The sequence below is a fragment of the Embleya sp. NPDC001921 genome, from assembly GCF_053594475.1.
On the sequence record NZ_JBSFEO010000032.1, the window covers coordinates 133,933 to 159,558 of the forward strand.

A 25,626-nucleotide genomic window follows, 5' to 3' on the forward strand; every position below is an offset into this window, starting at 1 on the left:
GTACCGAGGTGCCGACCCGCAGTGCACAACGGCCGATGTCTGAGAGGCTGAACCCATGGCATCCCACCGACAGCGCAATCTTGTGGTGATGAGGCACGCGAAGGCCGAGTGGCCCGACGGGCCGGACCACGAGCGACCCCTTGCCGAACGCGGCCGCAAGGACGCCGCCGAGACCGGGCACCGGCTGCTCGACCAGGGCATCACCCCCGATCTGGTGGTGTGCTCGCCGGCCGTACGCACCCGGGAGACCTGGCGTCTCGTGGGCAAGGTCTACGACCACAAGCCGCACACGATCTACGACGAGCGGGTGTACGAGGCGAGCGCGCAGGCGCTGCTGTACCTCGTCCAGGAGACCCCCGACGAGGTCGACACGCTGCTGCTGATCGGGCACAACCCGGGCGTGGCCACGCTGGTCAACGCGTTGGCGGGCAGCGGCGAGGACGACACGCTGGTCCGGCTCCGGGAGAAGTACCCGACCTCCGCCGTGTCGGTGCTGAGCCTGCACACCCCGTGGGCCGACCTTCGGGAGCGCTCGGCCCACCTGACCAGGTTCACCACGCCGGCGTCCTGAGCCGCCTCGAAAGGCGGTGCTTCGAGACACCGCCGCCAAGCACCACCTCGAACGCCGGACGGCCGCACTCGGCCCGTCCGGCGTTCGCCGTCGCGGGACGCGTGTCCCGGTTCGGCGCTACACGTCGCAGGCTCCGGCCCTACACGTCGGCGGCGTCGGCCGCCTCGATCTCGTCGCGGGTGACGCCGAGCAGGAACAGCACGGTGTCCAGGAACGGCACGTTGACCGCCGTGTCGGCGGCCTCGCGGACCACCGGCTTCGCGTTGAAGGCCACGCCCAGACCGGCGGCGTTGAGCATGTCCAGGTCGTTCGCGCCGTCGCCGATGGCCACCGTCGCGGTCAGCGGGACGCCCGCCTCGGCCGCGAAGCGGCGCAGCAGTCGAGCCTTGCCCGCCCGGTCCACGATCTCGCCGACCACGCGCCCGGTGAGCTTGCCGTCCACCACCTCGAGGGTGTTGGCCGCGCTGTAGTCGAGCCCGAGCCGCTCCACGAGCGCGTCGGTGACCTGGGTGAACCCGCCCGAGACGATGCCCACCTGGTAGCCGAGCCGCTTGAGCGTGCGGACCAGGGTGCGCGCGCCGCGGGTGAGCACGACCTGCTCGCGGACCTTGTCTATGGCGTCCTCGTCCAGCCCGGCCAGCAGCGCGACCCGTGCGTGCAGCGACTCGGCGAAGTCCAGCTCGCCGCGCATCGCGGCGGCGGTGACCTCGGCCACCTCGTCCAGACAGCCCGCGTGCTCGGCCAGCAGCTCGATCACCTCGCCCTGGATCAGGGTCGAGTCGACGTCCATCACGATCAGCCGCTTGGCCCGGCGGCGCAGGCCGGAGGGCTGGACCGCGATGTCCACCCGGCGCTCGGCGGCCTCGGTGGCCAGTTCCAGGCGCAGCTTGTCCGTCTCGACGCCGGAGACCTGGAGCTCGATCGCGGTCACCGGGTACTTGGCGAGGCGGAAGATCCGGTCGATGTTGGCGCCGGTGGCCGCGATCCGGTGCGCTATCCCGGCGAACGCGGTGGCCTCCAGCGGGTGGCCCAGGACGGTGACGTGCGAGCGGCCCTCGCCGCGCGGGCGGTTGTCGCCGACGCCGGAGAGGATCTCCGCCTCCAGCCGCTCGCCGTCCGCCCAGCGGTGCACGCCGGCCCGCAGCCGGCCCTCGTCGGCCGGCGTGGTGATCAGGACGCACAGCGTGAGCCGGCCCCGGGTGACGGTCTGCTCGACGTCGACGACCTCGACGGAGTGGCCGGCCAGGATCTCGAAGAGGCTCGACGTCACCCCCGGCCGGTCCTTGCCGAAGATCTTGACGAGAAGAGTGCGCGGCGCATTCATGATGCTTCACGGTACCGGCCGTTCGATGGCGCACGCGTCGCCGGTCCACGGTACGAACACCGGAGCAGGGCCCGCGCCGGTCGGATCTACCCAGGCCAGGGGCCCGAGCGGGTCGGACCCTGCGGATCGGGCGGGGGTGGCGGGCGGTACGCCGGGGCGGGTCTGTTCGAGTGCGGCGGGCCGGGCGGCGCGGGCGCGCCGGGGGCGGGCGGATGTGCCGCCGGCGGTCCGGAGGCCGGTCGGTCCCGCGGGTACGGCGCGCCCTGCGGGTACGGCCGCGGCGAGCCGGGCGGCGCGGCGTGGGTGGGTCGGGGCGGGCCCGCGGGACCGACCGGCGCGCCGGCGGGGTCGGTCCTGCGGTAGCGCACCCAGTCCGCGACCGCGCCGCCGATGAAGCCCGCGCACGCGCCCCACAGCAGCCCGAGCAGCACGGTCCACAGGTAGTCCGCGTGCAGCGACACCGACGCGCCCGGGGACATCACTCCGCCGAGGATGGTCACCGCGACCTTGAGCTGGAGCTCCATCAGGTAGGAGATCACCAGCAGGCCGCCCGCGAGGGCGACCGCGAACCGCCACGCGTGCTGATGCGGACGCACCGAGGCCGGCGCGCGCATGGCCATCACGGTCGCGCCGAGCAGCAGGAGCAGTGCGGAGAACATCGGTACGAACCACGCGCGCGAGTCCAGCTCGGCCAGCCGGTCGATCCGGATCGGCAGGCCCTCCCCGGCGGAGGCCTTGACCAGATCGCCCAGCGGGCCGGGCAGGCCGAAGGAGAAGCCGCCGAACTCGGTGGGCGCGCTGCTGGTGGCCTTCCACGGGATGCCCAGGCCGAGCGAGGCGAGCAGCCAGACCGCGTTGGGCAGCGCGAACAACATGCCGCCGATCATCCGCTTGGGCGCGGGCGCGGCGGCGGCCACGAACGGGGTGCCCACGATCCCGGCGACCACCGCGGTGATCAGCACCGCGAGCAGACCGGCGACCGGGGCCCGCAGGACCGCGCGGTGCCGCAGCCACTTGAGCGGGAGCGGCCCGCGCGCGGACACCGCGACGGCGGCCACCAGGGTGATCAGCAACCACAGTGCGCCGAAGACCAGGGTGCCGCTCACGTCGGTCTCGAACCTGGCCGCCGCGCCCAGGTCGAAGATGCCCATCAGGTCCTGGGCGCCGCCGACCTGCGAGACGAACTGCTGGATCGGCAGCGAGTGTTCACCCGTCGACACCACCACGCCGAGCGCGGCCATGGTGAACACCAGCACCCGCACGCCGTGCACGATCAGGTCCAGCGCGCCGATCACCAACCGGTGGCGGAGCGGGCGCAGGAACAACCAGCCCAGCACCAGCGCGCCGATCAGGCCGATGCCGAGCAGCATGATGTCGACCTTGCCGCTCCCCTGGGCGAGTGAGATGTCGCCGGTGAGTTGGCTGAGGATGTCGTTGTCCGGGCTGCCCTGTTCGGCCCCCTCCAGGTCGACGGTGCCGCCGACGGCCAGTGCGATCACCGCCGCGACCAGCGCGGGCATCGTGCCCGACCCCAGGTCGTCCGCGCCGAGCAGCCACAGCGCCGCCCACGCGGCGACGGCCATCGCGACGAACGCCGCGAGCACCGCGCCGAGGGCGTGCAGCCAGGGCGCCACGCCGCCCCAGGGGGCGGGGCCGGCCGGTGGTCGGGCCGGAGGCGGATCGTGCTGCCGCGGTGCGTTGTGCTGCTGCTGGTTCCAGGACACGACCGCTCCTGTCACGTGCGACCCGGCTGTCGGTTGAGCGGGACAAACTCGACTATCGAGCGCTCCGACCCGCGCGTCAACGGATTCGGCCGGACTGCCACCCGTGCGGACGGCGCGAGTCGGCGCCCGACCGGCGGTTACGCACGGCAGCGATCGCGTGGCGGATGGTCACGATTGCGGCGGATCTTCGAATCGGCGATATGAATGCAAAGATCCGATCGATGGATGATCAGGGAAGATCACACCCGATTCGGAGAAGTTGATGTTGTAATCCCCCTTCGGAGTGGTTCGGTGCGCTTCCGGATGAGAAAGGCTGCCCGCGAGGCCCGCGCGTCCCTACACTCTCGAAGAGTGGGGGACAGCTATACGCCAGAAGGACCGGCAGTGCCGCACCTGACCGTCGGCACCAGCGCCGGAGCGCCCGTGATCCTGGATCCCGGGCGGGAACACGTCGTCGGCCGCGACCCGTCCTGTGCGATCGTGCTCGACGACCGCCGGGTGTCGCGCCAACACGCGATCCTGCGAGTGGGGCCCGACGGCTGGGAGTTCGTCGACACCAACAGCGTCAACGGCTCGTGGGTGCGCGGCAATCGGGTGCACCGCGTGGTCGTGGGCCGAGGCTGCGAGGTGCTGCTCGGCGACCCGGACGACGGCGACCCGCTGCGCCTGGCCCCGGAGTCGAACGTCACCGAGGTGGTGCCGCCGCGGCCGGCCCACCCCGACCACGTACAGATCCCCGAGCCGCCGCGCCGGAGCGAACCGCCGCCGCGCCGCGCCGAACCCCCGCGCGGGGTCGAACCGCCGCGTGCGCTCGAACCGCCGTACGTGCCCGAACCGCCCCGGCAAGTCTCCGAGCCCGCACGCCCGTTGGGCCGCGCGCAGATCGGCGCCGGGCCGCACGCGGATCCGCGCCCGAGCGTGGACCGGGCGCCGAGCATGGTCATCCCGCTCCCGGTGCGCACCCTGCGGATCGGCCGCGCGCTGGACAACGACCTGGTGCTCACCGACCTGATGGTCTCCCGGCACCACGCCGAGTTGCGCACCACGCCCGGCGGCCGGCGCGAGATCGTCGACCTCGGCAGCCACAACGGCACCTTCCTCAACGGTCAGCCGATCGAGCGCGCGCTGCTGGGCGAGGCGGACCTGGTCGGCATCGGGCACGCCACGTTCCGGCTGGACGGCCAGGAACTCCGCGAGTTCATCGACACCGGCGAGGTCTCGCTGGAGGTGCAGAACCTCACCGTCACGGCGGGCAAGCGGGTCCTGCTCGACAACGTCTCCTTCCCGCTCGCCGAGCGCAACCTGCTCGCCATCGTCGGCGGTTCGGGCGCGGGCAAGTCCACCCTGCTCGGCGCGCTCACCGGAAGCCGGCGAGCCGCCAGCGGCAAGATCCTCTACGACGGCCGCGACCTGTACGCGAACAACGCCGAACTGCGCCAGCGGATCGGCCTGGTGCCGCAGGACGACATCCTGCACGCCCAGCTCACCGCGCGCACCGCGCTGCGCTACGCCGCGCAACTGCGCTTCCCCGAGGACACCGAGGCGGCCGAGCGCGAGCGCCGGGTCGAGGAGGTGATCGGCGAGCTGAGCCTGGACAAGATGCCGCGCGGCGCCACGGCGCCGTACGCCGACACCAAGGTCAGCAGCCTCTCCGGCGGCCAGCGCAAGCGGGTGAGCGTCGCCGTCGAACTGCTCACCAAGCCGTCCGTGCTGTTCCTGGACGAGCCGACATCCGGCCTGGACGAGGGCCTGGAACGCTCGGTGATGGAGAAGCTGCGCGAACTCGCCGACGACGGCCGTACGGTCATCGTGGTCACCCACAGCACCCGCAGCCTGAACGTCTGCGACCGCGTGCTGGTGCTCGCCCCGGGCGGTCGGATCGCCTTCTTCGGACCGCCGGACGAGGCGCTGCCGTTCTTCGGCAAGGGCGACTGGCCCGAGGTCTTCAAGATGTTCGACGACGAGCCGGACCGCGACTACGAGGGCCCGTTCCGGCGCTCCGAGTTGTACGGGCGGTACATAGAGGTCGGCCGCGACCGAGCGCACGCCGTGCAGGGCGATCGGCCCCAGGCCAAGCCGCCGAAGCCGCAGGGCTGGTTCTCCCAACTGACCACGCTGTCCCGGCGCTACCTCGCGGTGATCGCCTCGGACCGCAAGTACCTGGCCCTGTTGGCGATAGCGCCGCTGTTCCTGGGGATGTTGTGCCGGGTGATCCCGGGCAAGCTGGTCAGCCCGGAGGGATCGCCGCCGGGCTCGAACCAGGAGGCGACCACCAAGCTGCTCGTGCTGTTCGTGATCAGCGGCCTGATGGGCACCGCGACGGCGGTCAACGAGCTGATCAAGGAACGCGCGATCTACCGCCGCGAACGCAGCGCCGGACTCTCGGTGTCCGCCTACCTCGGCTCCAAGATCATCGTGCTCGGGCTGATCTCCGCGATCCAGGGCGTGGTGCTCACCGCGGTCGCGCTGGTCGGTCAGAAGTTGCCCGCCAAGGGTGTGGTGATCAGTCCGCCGATCATCGAGATCGGCATCGCGGTGGTGCTGTCCGCGATAGCGGCGATGGCGGTGGGCCTGGTGGTCTCCGCGTCGATCGGCAGCGCGGAGCTGGCGATGCCGCTGCTTGTGGTCATCGCGATCGTGCAAGTGGTGTTGTGCGGCGGCCTGTTCCCGCTCAACGGCAAGGCCGGCATCGAGCAGGTCTCCTGGCTGGCCCCGGCCCGCTGGGCCTTCGCCGCGGCCGGCAGCACGATAGATCTGGCCACCCAACTGCCGCGCAAACCCGGCGAGTCCCCGGATCCGCTGTGGAAGCACGACCCGAAGGTCTGGTACCGCAACATCGGCATCCTGGCCGGCCAGATCGCGATCTACGGCCTGATCGCCCTGCTCATGCTCCGCCGCCTCGACCCGAAGACCAAGCGCAAGCGCGGCGGCTGAAGCGTGCCCCAGGCGCCGCGCGCGGCCGGTGCCCGCTCAGGCGCGGTCCGGCTCCAGGGCCGCGCCGTACGCCGCCACCATCGCCCGGCGGCAGGCCCGCTCCAGCGGGGCGAGCGCGCCGAGCCGCGCGGACATCTCGGCCGCGCTGACCGCCGCGCCGTCCTCGGCGCAGGCCACGGTCAGCACCGCGTGGATCCGGCGGGCCTGGTCGAGCACCCGACCGGCTCGGCCCGGATGCCCCGGCGCGACCCGGGTGTCCGAGTCCTTGCGGTACAGCCCGGCCAGGGCACGTTGCGCGGCCGGACCGCTGCCCGCCACGTCGAGCCGGGTCAGGTCCTCGATGGCGTCCCGCATGGCCTCGGCCAGCTCGCGCTCCGCCTCGGCCAGGAACGGCCCGGGGGCGGGCCGGTCGCTCACCTCGAGCATGCGCCACGCGACCCGCACCGTCGCGTCGCCGACGCCGCCGTGTCGGGTGACCTCGGGCACCAGGCCGTACGCGAGGTCCGGCGCGCCGACCGTGACGGCCGCCTCGCCGGCGTCCAGCGCGAGGTCGTTGAACGCGGGCGGGCCGGGCAGCGCCAGCGGATCGCCCGCCACCGGCAGGGCCAACCGCAGACCGGTCACACCCAGCGCGCGCAGCCGCCCCAGGGCCAGCGACAGGCCGACCGGCACACTCTCGCCGGGCACGCCCGTCACCCGATGCGGTTCGTCCGTTCCGACGATCTCGGACACCGCGTCGTCCGGGGGAACGTGCCCGGCCAACAGGGCATTGCCCCATGCGACGAGAAGTCCGGAGCGAGGTTCGGCAAGCATGCGGACAAGCCTAAGGGGCGTCACAACGCTCCCGGACACGACCGGAGGCGGCTCGGTGTCATAGGTTTCTCCCGGACCGGGTGCAACAACGCGGACCACGGAGCGAGGCGGCGATCCCACACAAGGGGATGCCGCCCGGCGGCGTAGCGCACGATGGGGAGCTGGCAGGCGATGAGCGACGTTCTCGAACTGGTTGACGTATCGGTGGTGCGCGACGGTCGCCCTCTGGTGGACCAGGTCACCTGGTCGGTCGCGGAAGGCGAACGCTGGATCGTCGTCGGACCCAACGGCGCGGGCAAGACCACCCTGTTGCAATTGGCGTCCACCTATCTGTTCCCCACCACCGGCGCCGTCGCGGTGCTGGGCGAGAAGCTGGGCACGGTCGACGTGTTCGAGCTGCGCCCGCGCGTGGGCATGGCCTCGGCCGCGCTCACCGACAAGCTGCCCCGGCGCGAGCGGGTACTGGACATCGTGCTCACCGCGGCCTACGGGATGACCGCCAAGTGGCACGAGCGCTACGACGCCGAGGACGAGCAGCGCGCCCGCCGGCTGCTCGACCAACTGGGCATGGCCGAATACGTCGACCGCCGGTTCGGCACCCTGTCCGAGGGCGAGCGCAAGCGGGTGCAGATCGCCCGCGCGCTGATGACCGACCCCGAACTGCTGCTCCTGGACGAGCCGGCCGCCGGACTGGACCTGGGCGGGCGCGAGGACCTGGTCCGCCGGCTCGGCTCGCTGGCCGCCGACCCGTACGCGCCGTCGATGATCCTGGTGAGCCACCACGTCGAGGAGATCCCGCCCGGCTTCACGCACATCCTGATGATCCGTCAGGGGCGGGTGCTCGCGGCCGGCCCGATCGCCGACACACTCAATTCGCGCAACCTCTCGCACTGCTTCGGCCTGCCGCTGATCGTCGAGCAGCAGTACGGGCGTTGGTCCGCGCGCGGCCTGCCGATGCCGGAGGCGCCGGAAGCGCAGGGCTGACCCCGGGCGCCCGCCCCGCGCTGATCGTTTCGGCCGAGAACCACCTGCTGCCCGACGCGTCCACGATCTACGATGAACACGTGGACGCATGGATGTGGTGGCTCATCGCGGTCGGGGCGTTCGGCATCTTCGGCGTGCTCACCTCCTTCGTGGAGATGGGCATGTTCGCGGTCGGCGCCGCCGCGGCCGCCGCGGCGGCCGGACTCGGCGGCAATTTCCTGATCCAGTCCGTCGTGTTCGCGGTCGTGTCGATCGCGCTGCTCGTGTTCGTGCGACCGATCGTGGTCCGGCACGGCAACACGCCCGGAGCACGCACCGGCATCGAGGCGCTCAAGGGCAGCAGCGCCGTGGTGCTGGAACGCGTGGACGAGAACGGTGGCCGGATCAAGCTCAACGGCGAGGTCTGGTCGGCCCGCAGCCTGGACGCGACCGCCGTGTTCGAGCCCGGCAGCCGGGTGGACGTCGCGGACATCGTGGGCGCGACCGCCGTGGTGATGTGAGACCCCGATCGTTGCGCCAACCGTGTTGACGCCCCACGCCGGCCCGCAAACCCCTAGGCTCGAACCAGCCTTGGAATTCGAAGGCAGCCACAGGCAAGCAGGACCTCGGGAGAGATCGTGAAGGCCACCGCCGTCATCGTCCTGGTCGTACTCGTACTGCTGGTGGTCGTCGCCCTGGTCAAGACGGTCAAGGTGATCCCCCAGGCGAGTGCCGCCATCGTGGAGCGATTCGGGCGCTACACCCGCACGCTGCACGCCGGACTCAACATCCTCGTACCGTTCATCGACCGCATCCGGCAGATGATCGACCTGCGCGAACAGGTCGTCCCCTTCCCGCCGCAACCGGTGATCACCGAGGACAACCTCGTCGTCCAGATCGACACCGTCATCTACTTCCAGGTCACCGACCCGCGCGCGGCCACCTACGAGATCGCCAACTACATCCAGGCGATCGAGCAGCTCACCATCACCACCCTGCGCAACATCATCGGTGGCATGGACCTCGAACAGACGCTCACCTCGCGCGAGGAGATCAACGCGGGGCTGCGCGGCGTGCTCGACGAGGCGACCGGCCGCTGGGGCATCCGGGTCAACCGGGTCGAGCTCAAGGCGATCGAGCCGCCGCCCTCCATCCAGGACTCGATGGAGAAGCAGATGCGCGCCGAGCGGGACAAGCGCGCGGCGATCCTGACCGCCGAGGGGCACCAGCGCTCGCAGGTGCTCACCGCCGAAGGCGACAAGGAAGCCGCCGTGCTGCGCGCCGAGGGTGAGCGCCAGGCCGCGGTGATCCGGGCCGAGGGTGAGGCGCGCGCGATCGAGACCGTCTTCGAGGCGATCCACGCCGGCGAGGTGGACAACAAGCTCCTCGCCTACCAGTACCTCCAGATGTTGCCGAAGATCGCCGAGGGCAGCTCCAACAAGCTGTGGATCCTGCCCAGCGAGGTCACCCGTGCCCTGGAGGGCATCGGCGACGCGGTCGGCAACCTGTCCCAGAACGGCTCCGGCCCGGCCCACCGGGTACCGCAGGTGCCGGTCGAGGAGGAGCCGGCCTGGCCCGGCTCGGGTACCTCCACCGCACCGGTCCGCAAGCTGCCGCCCGGCAACGGCGCCTCCACGCCGCCGCGCCCGCCCGCCGACCCGCCGACCATTCCGGCCCAGCCGCCGATCGAGCCGCAGCGCCGCGGCACCCCGCCGGCCGGCGACGTGGAACCCCCGCACATCGAGCGCGGTCACCGACCACAGCGTTGAGGTCGCGCCGCGGGCTGCGATGATCTCTGGCGTTACGGCCACGGGGGAAGTTCGATGTCCTCCCGACGCCAGGATCATCGCGGCGAAGCGGGTGGACATGAGCTGGTTGGAAGCTTTGGCGATCTTCGCCGCGGGCATCGCGGCCGGCGGGATCAACACGGTGGTCGGATCCGGCACGCTGATCACCTTCCCGGTACTGCTCGCCTTCGGCTACTCGCCCGTCACCGCCAACGTGTCGAACACGATCGGCCTGGTGCCCGGGTCGGTCAGCGGCGCGATCGGATACCGCCGCGAACTCGCGGGCCAGCGGCCCCGGCTGATCCGACTCGGGGCGGCCTCGCTGCTCGGCGGGCTGGCCGGCGCGATCCTGCTGCTGACCCTGCCCGACGACGCGTTCAAGGCGATCGTGCCGGTGCTGATCGTGCTGGCGTTGGTGCTGGTGGTGCTGCAACCGCGGCTGGCCAAGCGGCTCGCCGCGCGGCGAGCCGACAGCGGAGCGGGCGAGGAGGGCCCCCGGCACGGCGGCGCGCTGCTGTGGGTGGCCGTGTTCGCGACCGGCGTCTACGGCGGATACTTCGGCGCCGCGCAGGGCGTGTTGCTGCTCGCGCTGTTCGGCGTGTTCATCGCGGAGAACCTGCAACGCATGAACGCGGTCAAGAACGTGCTCGCCGGAATCGTCAACGGCGTCGCCGCGATCGTGTTCATGCTCGTCGCCGACGTCGCGTGGTGGGTGGTCCTGCTGATCGCGCTCGGCTCGGTGATCGGCGGGCAGATCGGCGCCAAGGTCGGCCGCCGGCTTCCGCCGACCGTGCTGCGCGCGGTGATCGTCGTGGTGGGCCTGATCGCGGTCGTCCGACTGCTGCTCTGAGGTGGATCCGCCGCTGTTTCGAGGACCGCTCCGGATACCCTGATCCTCCCGAACGGCACTACCGGGGAGGCGGCCCGATGGCCCTGGAGATGCGCGAGCAGTGCGAACGATGCGACGTGGCGCTCGCCGCGACGAGCCCGGCTCGGATCTGCTCGTACGAGTGCACCTTCTGCGAACCGTGCAGTGCCACGATGGACGACACGTGCCCCAATTGCGGCGGCGAACTGGTGCCCCGGCCGCGCCGCGCGGAACCGGCGCTGGGGTAGCCGCTCGACCCACGCTTGGGGCCGCGTCGTTCCGGACCCCGGCCTCGGCCTCGGACCCCGGACCCGACCCCGGACCCGACTCCCGGACCCCGACTCCCGGACCCCGACCCCGGGCCCGGACCCGGAACCCCAGGCGTCTTGGAGCCAGGCGTCTTCGAGCCCGGGCGTCTCGGGGCCCGAGCCCCGGCGCCGCCCGGTCGTCGCACCCCGTCGAGGTGACGTCACGCCCGCGTGAAACGATGCCGGGATGCCCGCGCACGCGACCTCCACCGCCGTCGGCCTCGCCGCAGGCGTCCTCCTCGACGCCGCCTTCGGCGACCCCCGGCGCGGTCACCCCGTGGCCGGCTTCGGCACCGTGGCCGGCCGGCTGGAACGGGCCATGCACGCCGACGACCGCGCGCGCGGGGTCGCCTACACCGCGCTGTGCGTCGGTACCACCGCCACCCTCGGCCTGGGGCTGCGCCGCGCGGTCGCCGGCCGACCGCTCGCGACCGTCGCGGTCACCGCCGGCTGCACGTGGGCCGTCCTGGGCGGCACCACCCTGCGTCGCGAGGCCCGACTGATCGCCGCGCCGCTGGTGGCCGGCGACCTGTCCGCCGCCCGCGACGCGCTGCCCCGCCTGGTCGGCCGCGACCCGGCCCGCCTGGACGACAAGGGCATCGCCCGAGCCGTGGTCGAATCGGTCGCCGAGAACACCTCCGACGCCGTCGTGGCCCCGCTGTTCTGGGGCGCCGTCGCGGGCATCCCGGGCCTGCTCGGCTACCGCGCGATCAACACCCTCGACGCGATGGTCGGCCACCACACCCCGCGGTACGAGAACTTCGGCTGGGCCTCGGCCCGCCTGGACGACGCCGCCAACTGGCTGCCGGCCCGTCTGACCGGCCTGCTCACCGTCGCCGCCGCCCCGGTCGTCGGCGGCGACCGGGCCCGCGCGTGGGCCGTGCTGCGCCGCGACGGCGGCAGTCACCCCAGCCCCAACGCGGGCCGCTGCGAGGCCTCCGCCGCCGGCGCGCTGGACGTCGCGCTGGGCGGTCGCAACGTCTACGCCGGCCGCACCGAGGACCGCCCGCGACTGGGCGACGGCCCACCGCCGAGCCCCACCGACATCGACCGCGCCAACCGGCTCTCCGCGACCGTCGGCCTGGCCGCGGCGGCGCTGGCCGTCGCCGTCGTCGCCGCCCGCGCCGCCCGGCGCACCCGCGGGACGGCTCGATGACCCGCGCCGCGCCGATCGTCGACCCCACCGCCGACCTCGGCCGGGACGTCGCCGGCCGCACGGCACCGCGCACCCGAAAGGCAACCCGATGAACGGCGCCCTCCTGGTGGCCGGCACCACCTCCGACGCGGGCAAGAGCGTCGTGGTCGCCGGACTGTGCCGACGGCTCGCGCGCGAGGGCGTCAAGGTCGCGCCGTTCAAGGCGCAGAACATGTCGCTCAACTCGATGGTCACCGCCGACGGCGCGGAGATCGGACGCGCGCAGGCGATGCAGGCCGCCGCCGCGCGGATCGAGCCGGAGGCGGTGATGAACCCGGTACTGCTCAAGCCCGGTGGGCTGATGAGCAGTCAGGTCGTGCTGCTCGGCAAGCCGATCGCCGAGGTCGGCGCGCTGAACTACCGCGACCTGAAGCCGCGTCTGTTCGAGGCCGTGCTCGAGTCGCTGGCCGACCTGCGCTCGCGCTACGACGTGGTGGTGTGCGAGGGCGCGGGCAGCCCCACCGAGATCAACCTGCGCGACCGGGACATCACCAACATGGGCCTGGCCCGGGCGGCGAACCTGCCGGTGCTCGTGGTCGGCGACATCGACCGGGGCGGCATCTTCGCGTCCTTCTTCGGCACCCTCGCGCTGCTCTCGCGCGAGGACCAGGAACTCGTCTGCGGCTTCGTGATCAACAAGTTCCGCGGCGACGCCCGGCTGCTCGACCCGGCGCTGAGCCGGATGCGCGAACTCACCGGGCGTCCGGTCCTGGGCGTGCTGCCGTTCCTGGGCGGCCTGTGGCTGGACGTGGAGGACTCGCTCGCCCTGGACGCCGACCGCGGCACCCCCGAACCGCCGCTCGGCGCGGACGTGCTGCGGGTCGCGGTGGTCCGGCTGCCCCGGATCAGCAACTTCACCGACATCGACGCGCTCTCCGTCGAACCCGGCGTCGTGGTCCGGTTCGTGAGCACACCGGGCGAGATCGCCGACGCCGACCTGGTGGTCCTGCCCGGCACCCGCGCCACCGTCGCCGACCTGGCCTGGCTGCGCGAGCGCGGCCTGGACACCGCGCTGGCCCGACGCGCCGCGGAGGGCCGGCCCGTGCTCGGGATCTGCGGCGGCTACCAGATGCTCGGGCACGAGATCCACGACGACGTGGAGAGCCGCGCGGGCACCGTGCCCGGGCTCGGTCTGCTCCCGGTCCGGGTACGCTTCGCCGCCGCCAAGACGCTGGCCCGCCCACGCGGCTTCGCCGACGGCGAGCCGGTGAGCGCGTACGAGATCCACCACGGCGTCGTCGACGTCGAGGCGGGCGAGCCCCTGTTCACCGCCGCCGACGGCAACGCGCTGGACGGCTGTCGGGTCGGCGCGGTGGCCGGCACGTTGTGGCACGGCGCGCTGGAGAACGACGGCTTCCGCCGCGCCTACCTGGCCCGGACGGCCGAGCTGACGGGCCGTCGGTTCGTCGTGTCGCCGGACACCTCGTTCGAGGCGGCCCGGCAGAGCCGCCTGGACGCGCTGGGCGATCTGGTCGCCGACCACCTCGACAACGCCGCGGTGGACCGCCTCATCACCGCGGGCGCGCCGCCCGGCCTGCCGTTCGTACCTCCCGGCGCCTAGGGCGCGCACCAGACCCGAGTCATGGGGAAATACCCCGGACGGGTCGCCGCCCGATCACCGATGATGGACCTCGGGGGCGGGCGTACGCGCACGCGAAAACGGGGTGGAAGGGCGGGGGCTCACGATGCGGATCCTGCTGGCCGGTGACACGCACGGCAACACCGGGCACGTTCGGCGGCTGCTCGACGCAGCCGCGCGGCTCGACGTCGATCTGATCTTCCAGCTCGGCGACTTCGGCTACTGGGAGCACGAGGCGTCCGGCGTCCGCTACCTGGACGCGGTCAACCGTTCGGCCCGCTCGCGCGGCATCGACGTGTACTTCCTGGACGGGAACCACGACAAGACCTCGCTGCTGATGGAGTCCTACGGCGACGACCGCGACGAGCAGGGCTTCGTGATCGTGCGCACCCGGGTGCGCTACGCGCCGCGCGGACACCGCTGGTCCTGGCACGGGAGGAACTTCCTCGCGTTCGGCGGCGCGCTCTCACTGGACCGCGAACAGCGGCTCGCGGAGGAGCGTCGGCGGTACGAGAGGGCACTGCGCAAGGAGGGCTTCCGGCTCGGTGCGGGCCGCCCGCCCGCCGACGTGCCGGACTTCGCGGGCGCCCTGTGGTTTCCCGAGGAGGAGGCCACGGACGCCGACGCGGACGCGGTGCTGGCCGACCCCTCGCCCGTCGACGTGCTGTTCACGCACGACAAACCGCTGCGCACCGCGCCCGGGTTCAACCGCAAGGGCGACCCGCGCTGCCTGCCCAACCAGCGCCGCGTCCAGCGCCTCGTGGACGCCTACCGCCCCGCCCTGGCCGCGCACGGCCACCTGCACTTCCGCTACACCGAGGAACTCGCCCACCCGGACGGCTCGTCCACGCGCGTCGAGGGTCTGGCCGCGGACCCGATGGCCTCCTACGACGTGCCCGGCTACCTGGTCCCCGACTCGTGGCACGTCCTCGACCTGTCCGACCCGACCCCGACCCCCGACACGGGCGCCGTGGAGGCGGGCACCGCCTCCTGACCGACCGCTCACCACCACGTGCGAGACCGCTACGAGCCGTCGGCTCGGGGCTCGGTCGCGGGCCGGCCGACCACCCGCGAGCACCGCGCGCCACGGCGTGCCGACCCCGTGCCGACCCCGTGCCGACGGTGTCCGGGCACGTCGATAACCTCGGCGAACACATGATCGGATCGCCGATCCGGGGCCGGGGGCGGAATCATCGGACCGGCGGTCCAGGGGAGGACTGGCATGTCCGACATGCCCAAAAACGCGAACGACGGCGGCACACACCCGCCGGCCGACGCTTCGACCAACGGACCCACCGAGTCCGAAGCCGAACACGAACAGCGGCCCGGGCGCCGGGACATGGGGATGTCCGAACGCCCGTCCGCGAACCCGTCCGCACCGACGGAGGCCGGCGGTACGAATCCCGCCGCGCCCGAGCCGCGCCGACCCGAAGCCGCGCCGAAGCCCGGCGAGTCCACGACCGCCGGGCCGCCGCCCGCCGCCGGCTCGACCGCGCACGCGATCTCCGCAGCCCGGCCGGAGGCGATATCCGCCGGCGACTTCGACGCCGCCACCGGCGCCATCCCCGCCGAGGCGCCATCCCCGCGCACACCGGCCGAGCCCGCGCACACCGGGCCCGCCCTACCGGCCGCGCCCCCCTGGCCCGCCGCACCGCCGGCCGGCACCCCCCACGGCCCGCCGCAGGGCCTCGCGCCACCCGAGTTCCCCACCCAGGTCGGCTTCTTCGGCCCCCTCCCGTACGTCCCACCCGCCGACCAGCAGCGCCGCAACACCCGCCGGCGTCGGCTGGCCGCGGTCGGCGGCGTGGCCGCGATCGTGGCGCTGCTCGCGTCCCTCGCCGTCGGCGGCGTCTTCGACACACCCTCCTCCCCGGCCACCACGCCCATCGCCGAGCGGAACGACGCCGAGAGCTCCGCGAAACCCGAGGACAAGAAGCCGCCGGTCACCCGGATCGCGACGTCCGACGTGGCCTTCCTGACCGACAACCGCACCCAAGCCCTCAAGTCCGGCAACGCCGACGCGTTCGTCGCCGGGATCGACCCCGCCGCCACCGAACTGGTGGCCGCGCAGCGTCGGCTGTTCGGCAACCTGCGGCTCTTCCCGTTCACCAGCGTCGAGTTCCGGCCACCGAACGCGGCCATCGACCCGGGCACCGACGCCGGCCCGCTCACCCGCGACGTGAACGTGGTGTTCGCCCACCAGATCACCGGCGTGGACAGCGAGCCGATCGCCGAGCGCTACATCTGGACCCTCTCCCGCGCCGCGGTGGACGCACCGCTGCTGATCACCAAGATCACCGGCGGCTCGACCCGAGGCGGCGGCAACGCCTACCCCGCGCCCTGGGACGAGGGCGAACTCGCGCTGATCGAACGCCCGCACGTGCTGCTCGCCGTACCGGCCAAGAACAAGAGCAAGGGCGCCGCCTGGGCCGATCGGGCCGAGAGCGCGCTGAAGAAGAACCTGGCGGCGTGGAAGGGCCCGGCCATCACGCCGCAGCGCTACGTCATCTACATCACGCCCGACCACGACACCTTCACCCGCGCGCTGTCCGGCAACGACCTGCCCAACGTCACCGGGGTGTGCCGCACGATGCCGCCCGCCCGCCCCACCGGCGGCGACCAGCCGATGGCCGGCAGCCGGATCACCCTGGACGGCTCGGACGAGATGTTCGGCAAAGGCGACGGCGAGCAGCAGACGCACCTGATCCGGCACGAGCTCGGGCACGCGATGGTCGCCGAGTTCGAACGCGGCGGCGGCGGGCCGCCGCTGTGGGTCTCCGAGGGCTTCGCCGAGTATCTGGCCTGGACAGACCTCTCGCTCGCCGAGTGGTTCCAGCCCGACGCCCGCGCGCAGGTCCGGGCGGGCAAGTTCTCCGGCAAGCTGCCCACCGACACCGAGATCAACTCGGCCGACGCCAAGACCTCCACGGTCGGCTACCACTACAGCATGCTGGCCATCCGCTACATCGCGGAGAAGTACGGCGCCGCCAAGGCCGACGACTTCGTCGTCGCGGTGTACCGGGACTCCACCCCGACCGCCCTGGACGCCGCGCTCAAGGAGGCCACCGGTCTGGACCGGGACACCTTCGAGGGCAACTGGGCCAAGTACGTCAAGACCAAGGTGGGCTGACGTGCGCTCGGGCGACCCGTCCGGGCCGTGGCCGGACGCCGTCGAGCCGCGCCGGTCCCGACCGTGGGCGATCTGCGTCGCCCTGCTGGGCGCCCTGCTCTCGCTGTCCTTCGTCGTCGGCGCGGTGTCGGCCGGCGGTCGCCTGGTCGGACTCGACACGGCCCAACGGGTGCTCGAGCACGACCGGCCCACGCCGGGCCGCCTCCCGGACCGCACCGCCCCCCGCGTCCCGGGCGCACCCGGCGCACCCGGCGCCGCCGCGACCCCGACCCCGAACGGGATCGACTCGCGCGTGTCCGCCCGGATGCGGGACCTCGCCGCGAACCGCTCGACAACCTTCGAACGAGGGGACGAGGCGGGCTTCCTGGCCGGCGTGGACCAGCAGGACAAGGCCCTCCTCGACGGTCAGCGCCGACTCTTCGGCAACCTGCGCAAGCTCCCGTTCGACACCGCCCGCTGGCGCGTCCTGGGCACCGACGAGGCGGTCACCGCCGACGGCTCCGACCCGAAGCACGCCGGCACCGCCGCCGCGTGGCCGGTCACGGTGACCGCGCACGTCGCCTTCGAGCACGCCATCACCGGCGTCGACCTGGGCCCGGTCCCGGAGACCTACCTCTGGAAGGCGCGCTGCGCCGGCCCCGAGGACCCGTGCACCCTCGTCGGCTCCGACGGCGCGGCCGACGCCGACACCACGTCCGGCTTCGCCGGGTACCCCGCCGCGTGGGACCTGTGGGACATCCGGGTCGAACGGCGCCCGCACGTCGTGCTGATCGGTTCCGGCGCGGACCCGGCCGCGCTGCGCCGCAACGCGGACCTGGCCGAACGCGCCGCCGTGTACACGCTCGGCGCGTGGAAGGGCGGCCCCGGCACCTCACCCGGCTTCGCGCTCGTGCTGACCTCTTCGCGGGCGTCCTTCGACAAGCTGTACAACAGCGGCGAAGTGCAGGACTGGGCGGCGGGCTACGCGCTGGGCATGCCCGGGACCGACCGGCCCATCGGCGGCGTGCGGATGGTGGTGGACGAAGGGCAACTGGCGGGCGACCCGGCCTTCGCGCCGATCCTGCTCCGGCACGAGATGACCCACGCCCTGGTCGCCCCGCTGTCCCGGCCGGCCCGAGGCGCGGACCTGCCCACCTGGCTCGCCGAAGGGTTCGCCGACTGGCAGGCGGAGGCCGACCGGCCGCTGGAGCCGGTGATCACCCGAAATATTCGCGCACTGATCGACCGGGGGCGCTTCACCGGCGAGTTGCCCGCCGAGAGCGACTTCGAGACCACCGACGAGGACCGGGTCGAGAACGCCTACAACCTGGCCCACCTGATGCTGCGCTACCTGGCCCGGACCTACGGCGCGGAACGGGTCTGCACGTTCTACACGGACGTGGTCACCGGCCGGTACGACTCCGTCGACGAAGCCCTGACCGCCGCCTTCGACAACACCCCGGACCGACTCCGCGCCGACTGGGCGGCCTGGGTCCGCAAGACGGTCTGACGCCCCGGGCCGCCACCCGCGCACCCGAAGCACCCCTGGGACGCCGCGAAACGCCGAAGGCCGCCGGGGTGAAGAACCCCCGGCGGCCCGCACGTCTCGTCACCCACCCGATCGACCGATCAGGCGCCCATCGCGAGCACCGGCGGCCGTACCGGCTCGGCGAGCCACTGCGCGCCCTCGACGTCGGCCACGCCGAACGCGAGCACCAGCGCCCGGGTCGCCGACGGCTCGTACGGCTGGAACAGCAACCGCATCCCGGCCTCGACCGGCGTCCGGGCCGCCTTGCGCTGATTGTCGCTCCCGCACGCGGCGACGGTGTTCAGCCACGAGTCCGCGCCACCACGCGAACGCGGCAGCACGTGGTCCACCGTGGTCGCCCGCCCACCGCAGTAGGCGCAGCGCCGATTGTCCCGGAGCAGCACGCCCCGGCGCGACCAAGCGGCCTGTTGTCGGAACGGCACCCGGACGAACTTGAGCAACCGGATCACCCTCGGCAGCGGCAACTCGAGAGTCGAGGCCCGCACCACCCGGCCGGGATCGACATGCTCGACGACCGCCTTCTCCTGCAACACCAACACGAGCGCGCGCTTGAACGACACCGTCGCCAGCGGCTGATACGTCGCGTTCAGCACCAACGTCTCCCGCATGCGACCTCCCCTCACCTGGTCGACGAGGGGAGAAGCGAGCACACCCGGACGCGCACCGAACCGGCCGGGCGCGACCACGCGCTCAGCTTTGGGGCGGTGCTGCGACGCTCATGCGCACCCTTCGACTCGACGAACCGTCAGTACGGACAACTCGACCACTGTGCCTTTTGATCGATCACCGGGACAACGCAATTACCGGACGGGAATCCGCGCCGGGCCGGCCGTTTGTGAACGGCGGGCCCGCGGCGCGCGGCGATCACCGCGCGTACGTGTTGACCAGAACCGCGCGCGCGAGCGTGTGCGAGAACAGGTTGAAGCCGACGAACGCGGGCGTCGCGCTCTCGTCCACGCCGAGCTCGTCCACGTCCAGCGCGTGCACCGTGAAGACGTACCGGTGCGGATAGTGCCCCGGCGGCGGCGCCGCCCCCACGTAGCCCGGGCCGCCGGTGTCGTTGCGCACGTGGAACGCGCCCGAGGGCAGCGCCTTGCCGTCGGCCGCGCCCGCGCCGCTCGCCAACTCGGTGACGTCCGCCGGGACGTCCACCACGACCCAGTGCCAGAACCCGCTGTGCGTGGGCGCGTCCGGGTCGAAGCAGGTCACCGCGAAGCTCTTGGTGCCGGCCGGGAAGCCGGACCAGGAGAGCTGCGGCGACACGTCCTGGCCACCCGCGCCCATCACGCCACTGACCTGGGCGGTCGGCAGGGTCAGGCCATCGCTCAGGTCCCCACTGGTGACCGTGAAGGACGGCTTCTCGGGCAGATAGTCGTAGGGCATCGAGGGCTTGATGGGCTCGGTCACGCGAGACTCCGCTCGTGCTCACCGGCACCCGGCCGCCTGCCGGGCGCCTCGTCCGGACGAGCCTATTCTCACCGTCCGGCAAACCGGCGAAGATCACGTAGGTATCCTCGCGCCAACAGGGGGGAGGCATCCGGCGTGACCCAGCCGACGCACGACACCGGCGATTGTGCCGACGACGCCTCATCGGGCATATCCGCCGAGCCCGTCGATCGGGCGGGCGGCGCCGACGGCGCGATACCCCGGCCCGCACCGGGCCGGCCGCGATCCGCCGTCCGCCGGCTCGCCGCGCCGCTGACCGCGCTGGTACTGGCGCTCGTCGCACTGATCGTCTTCGGTGTCACCCTCAGCGGCCCGGGCAGTGCCAAGCCGCGCGGCGCCGAAGGCGCGATGGGCGGCCCCCGCCCGGGCACCGCGACACCGGTCGCCCCCGCACACGGGCCCACGATCGCGAACTCCGACATCCAGGAACTGGTCGGCCGCCGCACCAAGGCGCTGATCGGCCGGGACGCGCAGGGCTTCACCGCCGACCTCGACCCGGACATCCCCGAACTGGTCAGCGGCCAGCAGCGGCTGTTCCACAACCTCGGCCGAGTGGCCTTCGACCACCTCGGCTACCGCGTCGAGACGGTGCAGACCATGCCCGGGGCCGGCGAGCGGATCACCGCCTACGTGGACGTGTCCTTCGACCACCGCATCTCCGCCGCCGACACCGCGACCGTCGGCGAGGGCTACCGCTGGACCGTGGTCCGCGCCGAACCCGGCGCCCCGCTGGTCATCGAGGCCGTCGACGGCACCCCCTATGACGGAGCCGGCTACGCGTACGCCCGCGACTACCCCGCGCCCTGGGACCAGGCCGACCTGACCGTGGTCCGCCGCGACCACGTCGTGGTGCTGGCCGACCCGACCACCGCCGCCGGCGCCGAACGACTGGCCGACGACGCCGAGGAGGCCGCGCGCGCCGACATCGACACGTGGGCGGACGGCGGCCCACCCGGCACCGCCCCCGGCTTCGTGATCGTCCCGGTCGCCGACCGCGACACCTTCTACCGGCTGTACGGCGGGCGCACCGGCGAACACGGCGAGGAATCCGGCCTCACCTACGCGCTGCGCACGATCGACCCGGCCGACAAGGGCCGCTTCGGCGGCTCGCGGATCGTGCTCGACACCACCTCGGGCTGGTTCACCTCGCCCAACCCCCGACGCCTGGGCGAACTGCTGCGCCACGAGATGGCCCACGCACTGGTCACCCCGCTGCGCACCGAGGTGCCCAACCAGGACCAACCCGTGTGGGTCGTCGAGGGCTTCGCCGACTGGCTCGCCCTGCGCGGACGCACCCTGCTCGGCACCGACGAGCTGTACGAGGCCAGGACCTACGTCGCCACGAACCGGTTCACCGGCAAGCTGCCCACGGACAACGAGCTGTACCAGGCCGACACCGTGGCCAACGCCGCCGCGTACGAACTGGCCCACCTCGCGATCCGCCGGATCGAGGAACTCGGCGGCAGCCTGGCCGTGTACGGCTTCGTCACCGCGGTCTACGCCGACCCGGCGCCCGCCGCCGTGGACGCGGCGCTCGCCAAGGCCACCGGTCTGCCCCGGGCCAAGTTCGAGGCGGACTGGGCGACCCGGGTCCGCGCGCTCCTGGACGCCTGACCCCCGGGCCGCCGCCCGCCCCGTACCGCGCGGACTAGAACCAGCCGCGGCGCTGACCGAGCTCCTGGAACCAGCCGTGCAGGTAGGCGTTCCAGTCGGTCTGCTGCGCCGTACCGTGATCGACGGTGAACCGCCGGATGGCGTCGCTCCCCCCGGAGAGCGCGCCGCCCTTCTTGTCGATCTCCAGGATCACCTCGGTCGCGTGCTCGGCTGACACGAAGGTCAGCTCGACCTCGTTGATGCCGCGCGCGTACGCCTGCGGCGGGGCGAACTCGATCTCCTGGTAGAACGGCAGCCGCTGGTCGACCCCGTGGATGTGCCCCTGCTCCAGGTCGGCGGCCTTGAAGTGGAAGCCCAGGTTCCCGAACGCGTCGAGGATCAGCGCCTGCGCCGGGAAAGCGTCCACCGAGACCGGGTCGAGGTCGCCCTTGTCGATCGCCCGATCGATGGCCAGCTCGGTCCGCACCCCGACCGTGGTGCCGCGGAGCTGCACTCCGCGGAACGTGGTCAGCGGCGTCTCCCACGGCACCGGCAGCCGGAACGGCACGTCGTGCGTCGTGCCCTCGCGCAGCTCGAACTCGCCGCCGATCTGCTGCCGGCCGAACTCCACGTTCCGCCGCTGCTCGCCGTCCTGGGTCTCCACCTCGACGACCGCCTGGAACCCGACGTACAGGCCCTCGATGCGCTGGTCGACCTTGCCGCCCTGGATCCGGACGTGTCCCTCGACCACACCGCCCGGCGTGGTGTGCGCACCGTGCAGCTCGGTCTCGACCGAGGCGCCGCCCGCGCCCATGCTCGCCATCAGCTTCTTGAAAACCATGTGTCCTCCCCGATGATCGTCCGGCGGCCCATTCCATCACGCGCGCCCGGCCGTAAGCTGGCTCGTCATGCGCGCCCCCACCGCCGACCCGACCGAGCCGCTGCCGCGTTCCTTCTTCGACCGCCCGGTCCTGGCCGTCGCCGCCGACCTGCTCGGTCGAACCCTCGCGCACGAGACCGAGGCCGGCCCGGTCGAACTACGACTGACCGAGGTCGAGGCCTACGACGGCGCCAACGACCCCGGCTCGCACGCCTACCGCGGCAGAACCGCCCGCAACGCCACGATGTTCGGCCCGCCCGGCCACCTGTACGTCTACTTCACGTACGGCATGTACTACTGCGCGAACCTGGTCTGCGGCCCGCCCGGGCGCGCGTCCGGGGTACTGCTGCGCGGCGGCGAGATCATCACCGGCAGCGCCCCGGCCCGCGCCCGTCGACCCACCTCCCGCAAGGACACCGACCTCGCGGCCGGCCCCGCCCGCCTGGCCATGGCGATGGCCCTGGACCGCGCCCAGGACGGCACCGACGTCTGCGACCCCGCCGGCCCGATCCGCGTCCTGTACGGCACACCCCCCGCCCGCGCCGAGATCCGCACCGGCCCACGCACCGGCGTCGGCGGCGGCGGAGCCACCCAGCCCTGGCGCTTCCACATCGTGGGCGACCCGACGGTCAGCCCGTACCGAGCCCACCAGCCACGCAAGCGCACCACCAAGCCGGCCGCCGAGCCGGCCGCCGAGTCGGCCGCCGAGTCCGTCGCCGACCCGGACGCCGGCGCGGCCCGGCAAAGCGGTTAGCGCCGAGGGCGGACCGTCGGGCACCCTGTAACGGCTGCATCAGCCGCACGCGCGGCACACGCCGCACCCCCCATGCCGCACATCGGCATCGATCGAGGAGACCAGGCACTGTGACGGACATCGTCGACGAGTTGCGGTGGCGGGGCCTGCTGGCCCAGACCACCGACGAGGACGCGCTCAAGAAGGCGTTCACGGACGGTCCCGTCACGGCGTATTGCGGGTTCGACCCGACCGCGGCCAGCCTGCACGTCGGCCACCTCACCCAGGTCCTGACGCTGCGCCGACTCCAGCTCTTCGGCCACCGCCCGATCGCCCTGGTCGGCGGCGCCACCGGCCTGATCGGCGACCCCAAGCCCTCGGCCGAGCGCGCGATGAACGAGGTCGCCACCGTCGAGGCCTGGACCGACCGGATCCGAGGCCAGCTCTCCGCGTTCCTCGACTTCGACGGCACCGACCCGAACACCGCCGTGATGGCGAACAACCACGACTGGATCGCGCGGCTCGGCATCGTCGAGTACCTGCGCGACATCGGCAAGCACTTCAGCGTCAACCAGATGCTCGCCCGCGAGACGGTGCGCTCCCGCCTCTCCGGTGAGGGCATGAGCTACACCGAGTTCAGCTACGTGCTGCTCCAGTCCTACGACTTCGTCGAGCTCTACAAGCGGTACGGCTGCACGCTCCAGATCGGTGGCAGCGACCAGTGGGGCAACATCACCGCCGGCCTCGACCTGATCCGTCGGATCACCGGCAACGACCCGCACGGCCAGGCGCACGCGCTGACCACCAACCTGCTCACCAAGGCCGACGGCAGCAAGTTCGGCAAGACCGAGGGCGGCACGGTCTGGCTCGATCCCGAGCTGACCACGCCGTACGCCTTCTACCAGTTCTGGCTGGGCTCGGACGACCGAGACGTCTCGCGCTACCTGCGCACCTTCAGCTTCCGCTCGCGCGAGGAGATCGAGACCCTCGAACGAGACAGCGAGGCACGCCCCGCCGCCCGAATCGGCCAGCGCGCCCTCGCGGAGGAACTGACCACGTTGGTCCACGGCGCCGACCAGTGCGCCGCGGCCGTCGAGGCGAGCAAGGCGCTGTTCGGCCAGGGCGACCTGACCGCACTCGACGAGCCGACCCTGCGCTCCGCCGTCGCCGAACTCCCCAGCGCACGACTCCCCGAGGGCCCGACGGTGATCGACGCCCTGGTGGCCACCGGCCTCGCCCCGAGCAAGGGCGGCGCCCGGCGCACCATCAAGGAGGGCGGCGCCTACCTCAACAACGCCAAGGTGACCGACGAGGACGCGGTGATCACCGCGTCCGACCTGCTGCACGGCCGCTGGGCCCTCCTGCGCCGCGGCAAGCGCAACCTCGCCGCGGCGGAGATCACCGCCTGACACAAGGCAGTTGATGCACCGTCAGTCACCCCGACGGTTCACTCGTCGAGCCGGTTCCCGACCCGTTCCACTGGGTATAGGGGACCGGCTTGACCCGTCCAAGAGGGTGGTTTAAACTCGTACGAGTCGCAACTTCGGGAGATCCGGACAGGCGCGCCCTCAGCACCGGCGCGATGGCCGATCCCACCGCGACTCACACCCCAACGATCCATCCGGAAGCGGACGGCCTTTGGCCGCTCCGTCCCTGTGGTGTCTCCGTGGGTGTGACCCAGTGTAACCAGTGATCAACACAGCCCTTGTGAAGCGCACGGAATTTGATCATCCAAATTCCGGGGGTTTTATTTGTGCTGCCATTTATTACTGGGAATCGCATTCTCGGAATGCGATTCGGCTTTATCGGGGAAACCTGCTAGAGTTGAAGCATCGAGCACCGGAGAGATCCGGAGCACGACGCGCGGCTCGCCGGCCGCCGACATCGCGAGAGTGATCAAGCGAGGTCGGGCGAGGCGGGAAAACGGGTCTGCTAAGCTCGACGGGCCGGAAGCGGAAGAAACGAGAGTTTCGAAAGCGGAAAGCACGAAACAACGGACGAAAAGCGGGTCGGAAGATCTGCTAGAGTCCGGGAGGCGGAAAACGCGGAAACGCGGTGGACGCCGAAAGCGAGGAAAGCAAAGCCGCCGAAACGGTGTGCTAGGCTGGAAACGCGAAAACGAAACACGAAGAACAGTACGAAAAACTGAAACACCTGAACGTTAAACGCCCGGAGGGCGCGGTTGATTCCGCACCGAAGGAAGCGTCCGTTCCTTGAGAACTCAACAGCGTGCCAAAAGTCAACGCCAAA

The 25,626-nt window shown here is 72.3% G+C and carries 22 protein-coding genes; 15 read left to right on the forward strand and 7 right to left on the reverse strand.

What is annotated here, in order from left to right:
• The first annotated feature begins 55 nt into the window (after positions 1–55).
• A complete protein-coding gene (locus tag ACWCPW_RS32430; RefSeq protein WP_449765116.1) occupies positions 56–571 on the forward strand; it encodes a SixA phosphatase family protein in 516 nt (171 codons plus the stop codon).
• A 139-nt stretch (positions 572–710) separates the two neighbouring features.
• Here ACWCPW_RS32430 and serB read toward each other — a convergent pair whose 3' ends face one another.
• Together serB and ACWCPW_RS32440 are read right to left on the reverse strand one after the other, a co-directional pair.
• Complete coding sequence (serB, locus tag ACWCPW_RS32435) at positions 711–1,895, reverse strand: phosphoserine phosphatase SerB (RefSeq protein ID WP_449765117.1); 1,185 nt, start codon at positions 1,893–1,895, stop codon at positions 711–713.
• A gap of 86 nt (positions 1,896–1,981) precedes the next feature.
• Positions 1,982–3,619, reverse strand: a complete 1,638-nt coding sequence (locus ACWCPW_RS32440; RefSeq protein ID WP_449765118.1) for a streptophobe family protein — start codon at positions 3,617–3,619, stop codon at positions 1,982–1,984.
• Between the two features lie 384 nt (positions 3,620–4,003).
• Between ACWCPW_RS32440 and ACWCPW_RS32445 the strand changes: the two genes are divergently transcribed.
• Positions 4,004–6,553, forward strand: coding sequence for an FHA domain-containing protein (locus ACWCPW_RS32445; RefSeq protein ID WP_449765119.1), 2,550 nt, complete (start codon positions 4,004–4,006; stop codon positions 6,551–6,553).
• Positions 6,554–6,589: 36 nt separating this feature from the next.
• Here ACWCPW_RS32445 and ACWCPW_RS32450 read toward each other — a convergent pair whose 3' ends face one another.
• Entirely contained in the window at positions 6,590–7,366 is a 777-nt protein-coding gene (locus ACWCPW_RS32450; RefSeq protein ID WP_449765120.1) for a hypothetical protein, read from the reverse strand.
• A gap of 171 nt (positions 7,367–7,537) precedes the next feature.
• Here ACWCPW_RS32450 and ACWCPW_RS32455 point away from each other — a divergent pair, with 171 nt between their 5' ends.
• The 10 genes from ACWCPW_RS32455 (at position 7,538) to ACWCPW_RS32500 (ending at position 18,685) form a co-directional block, all read left to right on the forward strand.
• Entirely contained in the window at positions 7,538–8,350 is an 813-nt protein-coding gene (locus ACWCPW_RS32455; protein ID WP_449765121.1) for an ABC transporter ATP-binding protein, read from the forward strand.
• 92 nt (positions 8,351–8,442) lie between these two features.
• Positions 8,443–8,850, forward strand: coding sequence for an NfeD family protein (locus ACWCPW_RS32460; RefSeq protein WP_449765141.1), 408 nt, complete (start codon positions 8,443–8,445; stop codon positions 8,848–8,850).
• 117 nt (positions 8,851–8,967) lie between these two features.
• Positions 8,968–10,098 (forward strand): SPFH domain-containing protein, encoded by a 1,131-nt coding sequence (locus ACWCPW_RS32465; RefSeq protein ID WP_449765122.1) that lies wholly within the window; start codon positions 8,968–8,970, stop codon positions 10,096–10,098.
• Between the two features lie 97 nt (positions 10,099–10,195).
• Positions 10,196–10,966: a sulfite exporter TauE/SafE family protein gene (locus tag ACWCPW_RS32470; protein WP_449765123.1), complete on the forward strand. Its 771-nt coding sequence runs from the start codon at positions 10,196–10,198 to the stop codon at positions 10,964–10,966.
• 77 nt (positions 10,967–11,043) lie between these two features.
• Positions 11,044–11,232 (forward strand): DUF1272 domain-containing protein, encoded by a 189-nt coding sequence (locus tag ACWCPW_RS32475; protein ID WP_395862751.1) that lies wholly within the window; start codon positions 11,044–11,046, stop codon positions 11,230–11,232.
• A gap of 247 nt (positions 11,233–11,479) precedes the next feature.
• Positions 11,480–12,448, forward strand: coding sequence for a cobalamin biosynthesis protein (locus ACWCPW_RS32480; RefSeq protein WP_449765124.1), 969 nt, complete (start codon positions 11,480–11,482; stop codon positions 12,446–12,448).
• An 88-nt stretch (positions 12,449–12,536) separates the two neighbouring features.
• A complete protein-coding gene (locus ACWCPW_RS32485; RefSeq protein ID WP_449765125.1) occupies positions 12,537–14,048 on the forward strand; it encodes a cobyric acid synthase in 1,512 nt (503 codons plus the stop codon).
• Positions 14,049–14,172: 124 nt separating this feature from the next.
• The gene (locus ACWCPW_RS32490; RefSeq protein WP_449765126.1) at positions 14,173–15,060 is read left to right on the forward strand and encodes a metallophosphoesterase family protein; all 888 of its coding nucleotides are present in this window, start codon (positions 14,173–14,175) and stop codon (positions 15,058–15,060) included.
• A gap of 228 nt (positions 15,061–15,288) precedes the next feature.
• Positions 15,289–17,196, forward strand: a complete 1,908-nt coding sequence (locus ACWCPW_RS32495; protein WP_449765127.1) for a hypothetical protein — start codon at positions 15,289–15,291, stop codon at positions 17,194–17,196.
• Position 17,197: 1 nt separating this feature from the next.
• Positions 17,198–18,685, forward strand: coding sequence for a peptidase MA family metallohydrolase (locus ACWCPW_RS32500; protein WP_449765128.1), 1,488 nt, complete (start codon positions 17,198–17,200; stop codon positions 18,683–18,685).
• A gap of 119 nt (positions 18,686–18,804) precedes the next feature.
• Here the strand turns inward: ACWCPW_RS32500 and ACWCPW_RS32505 are convergent, their stop codons facing one another.
• Positions 18,805–19,332 (reverse strand): HNH endonuclease, encoded by a 528-nt coding sequence (locus ACWCPW_RS32505; protein ID WP_449765129.1) that lies wholly within the window; start codon positions 19,330–19,332, stop codon positions 18,805–18,807.
• A gap of 256 nt (positions 19,333–19,588) precedes the next feature.
• Positions 19,589–20,131 (reverse strand): YbhB/YbcL family Raf kinase inhibitor-like protein, encoded by a 543-nt coding sequence (locus tag ACWCPW_RS32510; RefSeq protein WP_449765130.1) that lies wholly within the window; start codon positions 20,129–20,131, stop codon positions 19,589–19,591.
• A 135-nt stretch (positions 20,132–20,266) separates the two neighbouring features.
• On the opposite strand from ACWCPW_RS32510, the gene ACWCPW_RS32515 reads away from it, so the two are divergent.
• Positions 20,267–21,784, forward strand: coding sequence for a hypothetical protein (locus ACWCPW_RS32515; protein WP_449765131.1), 1,518 nt, complete (start codon positions 20,267–20,269; stop codon positions 21,782–21,784).
• A 34-nt stretch (positions 21,785–21,818) separates the two neighbouring features.
• Here ACWCPW_RS32515 and ACWCPW_RS32520 read toward each other — a convergent pair whose 3' ends face one another.
• Positions 21,819–22,604, reverse strand: a complete 786-nt coding sequence (locus ACWCPW_RS32520) for a sporulation protein (RefSeq protein ID WP_449765132.1) — start codon at positions 22,602–22,604, stop codon at positions 21,819–21,821.
• 67 nt (positions 22,605–22,671) lie between these two features.
• Between ACWCPW_RS32520 and ACWCPW_RS32525 the strand changes: the two genes are divergently transcribed.
• Complete coding sequence (locus tag ACWCPW_RS32525; protein WP_449765133.1) at positions 22,672–23,397, forward strand: DNA-3-methyladenine glycosylase; 726 nt, start codon at positions 22,672–22,674, stop codon at positions 23,395–23,397.
• 110 nt (positions 23,398–23,507) lie between these two features.
• Complete coding sequence (gene tyrS / locus ACWCPW_RS32530) at positions 23,508–24,785, forward strand: tyrosine--tRNA ligase (protein ID WP_449765134.1); 1,278 nt, start codon at positions 23,508–23,510, stop codon at positions 24,783–24,785.
• A 523-nt stretch (positions 24,786–25,308) separates the two neighbouring features.
• On the opposite strand, the gene ACWCPW_RS32535 is transcribed toward tyrS, so the two are convergent.
• A partial coding sequence (locus tag ACWCPW_RS32535) for a hypothetical protein (protein WP_449765135.1) occupies positions 25,309–25,626 on the reverse strand: 318 nt, incomplete at its 5' end.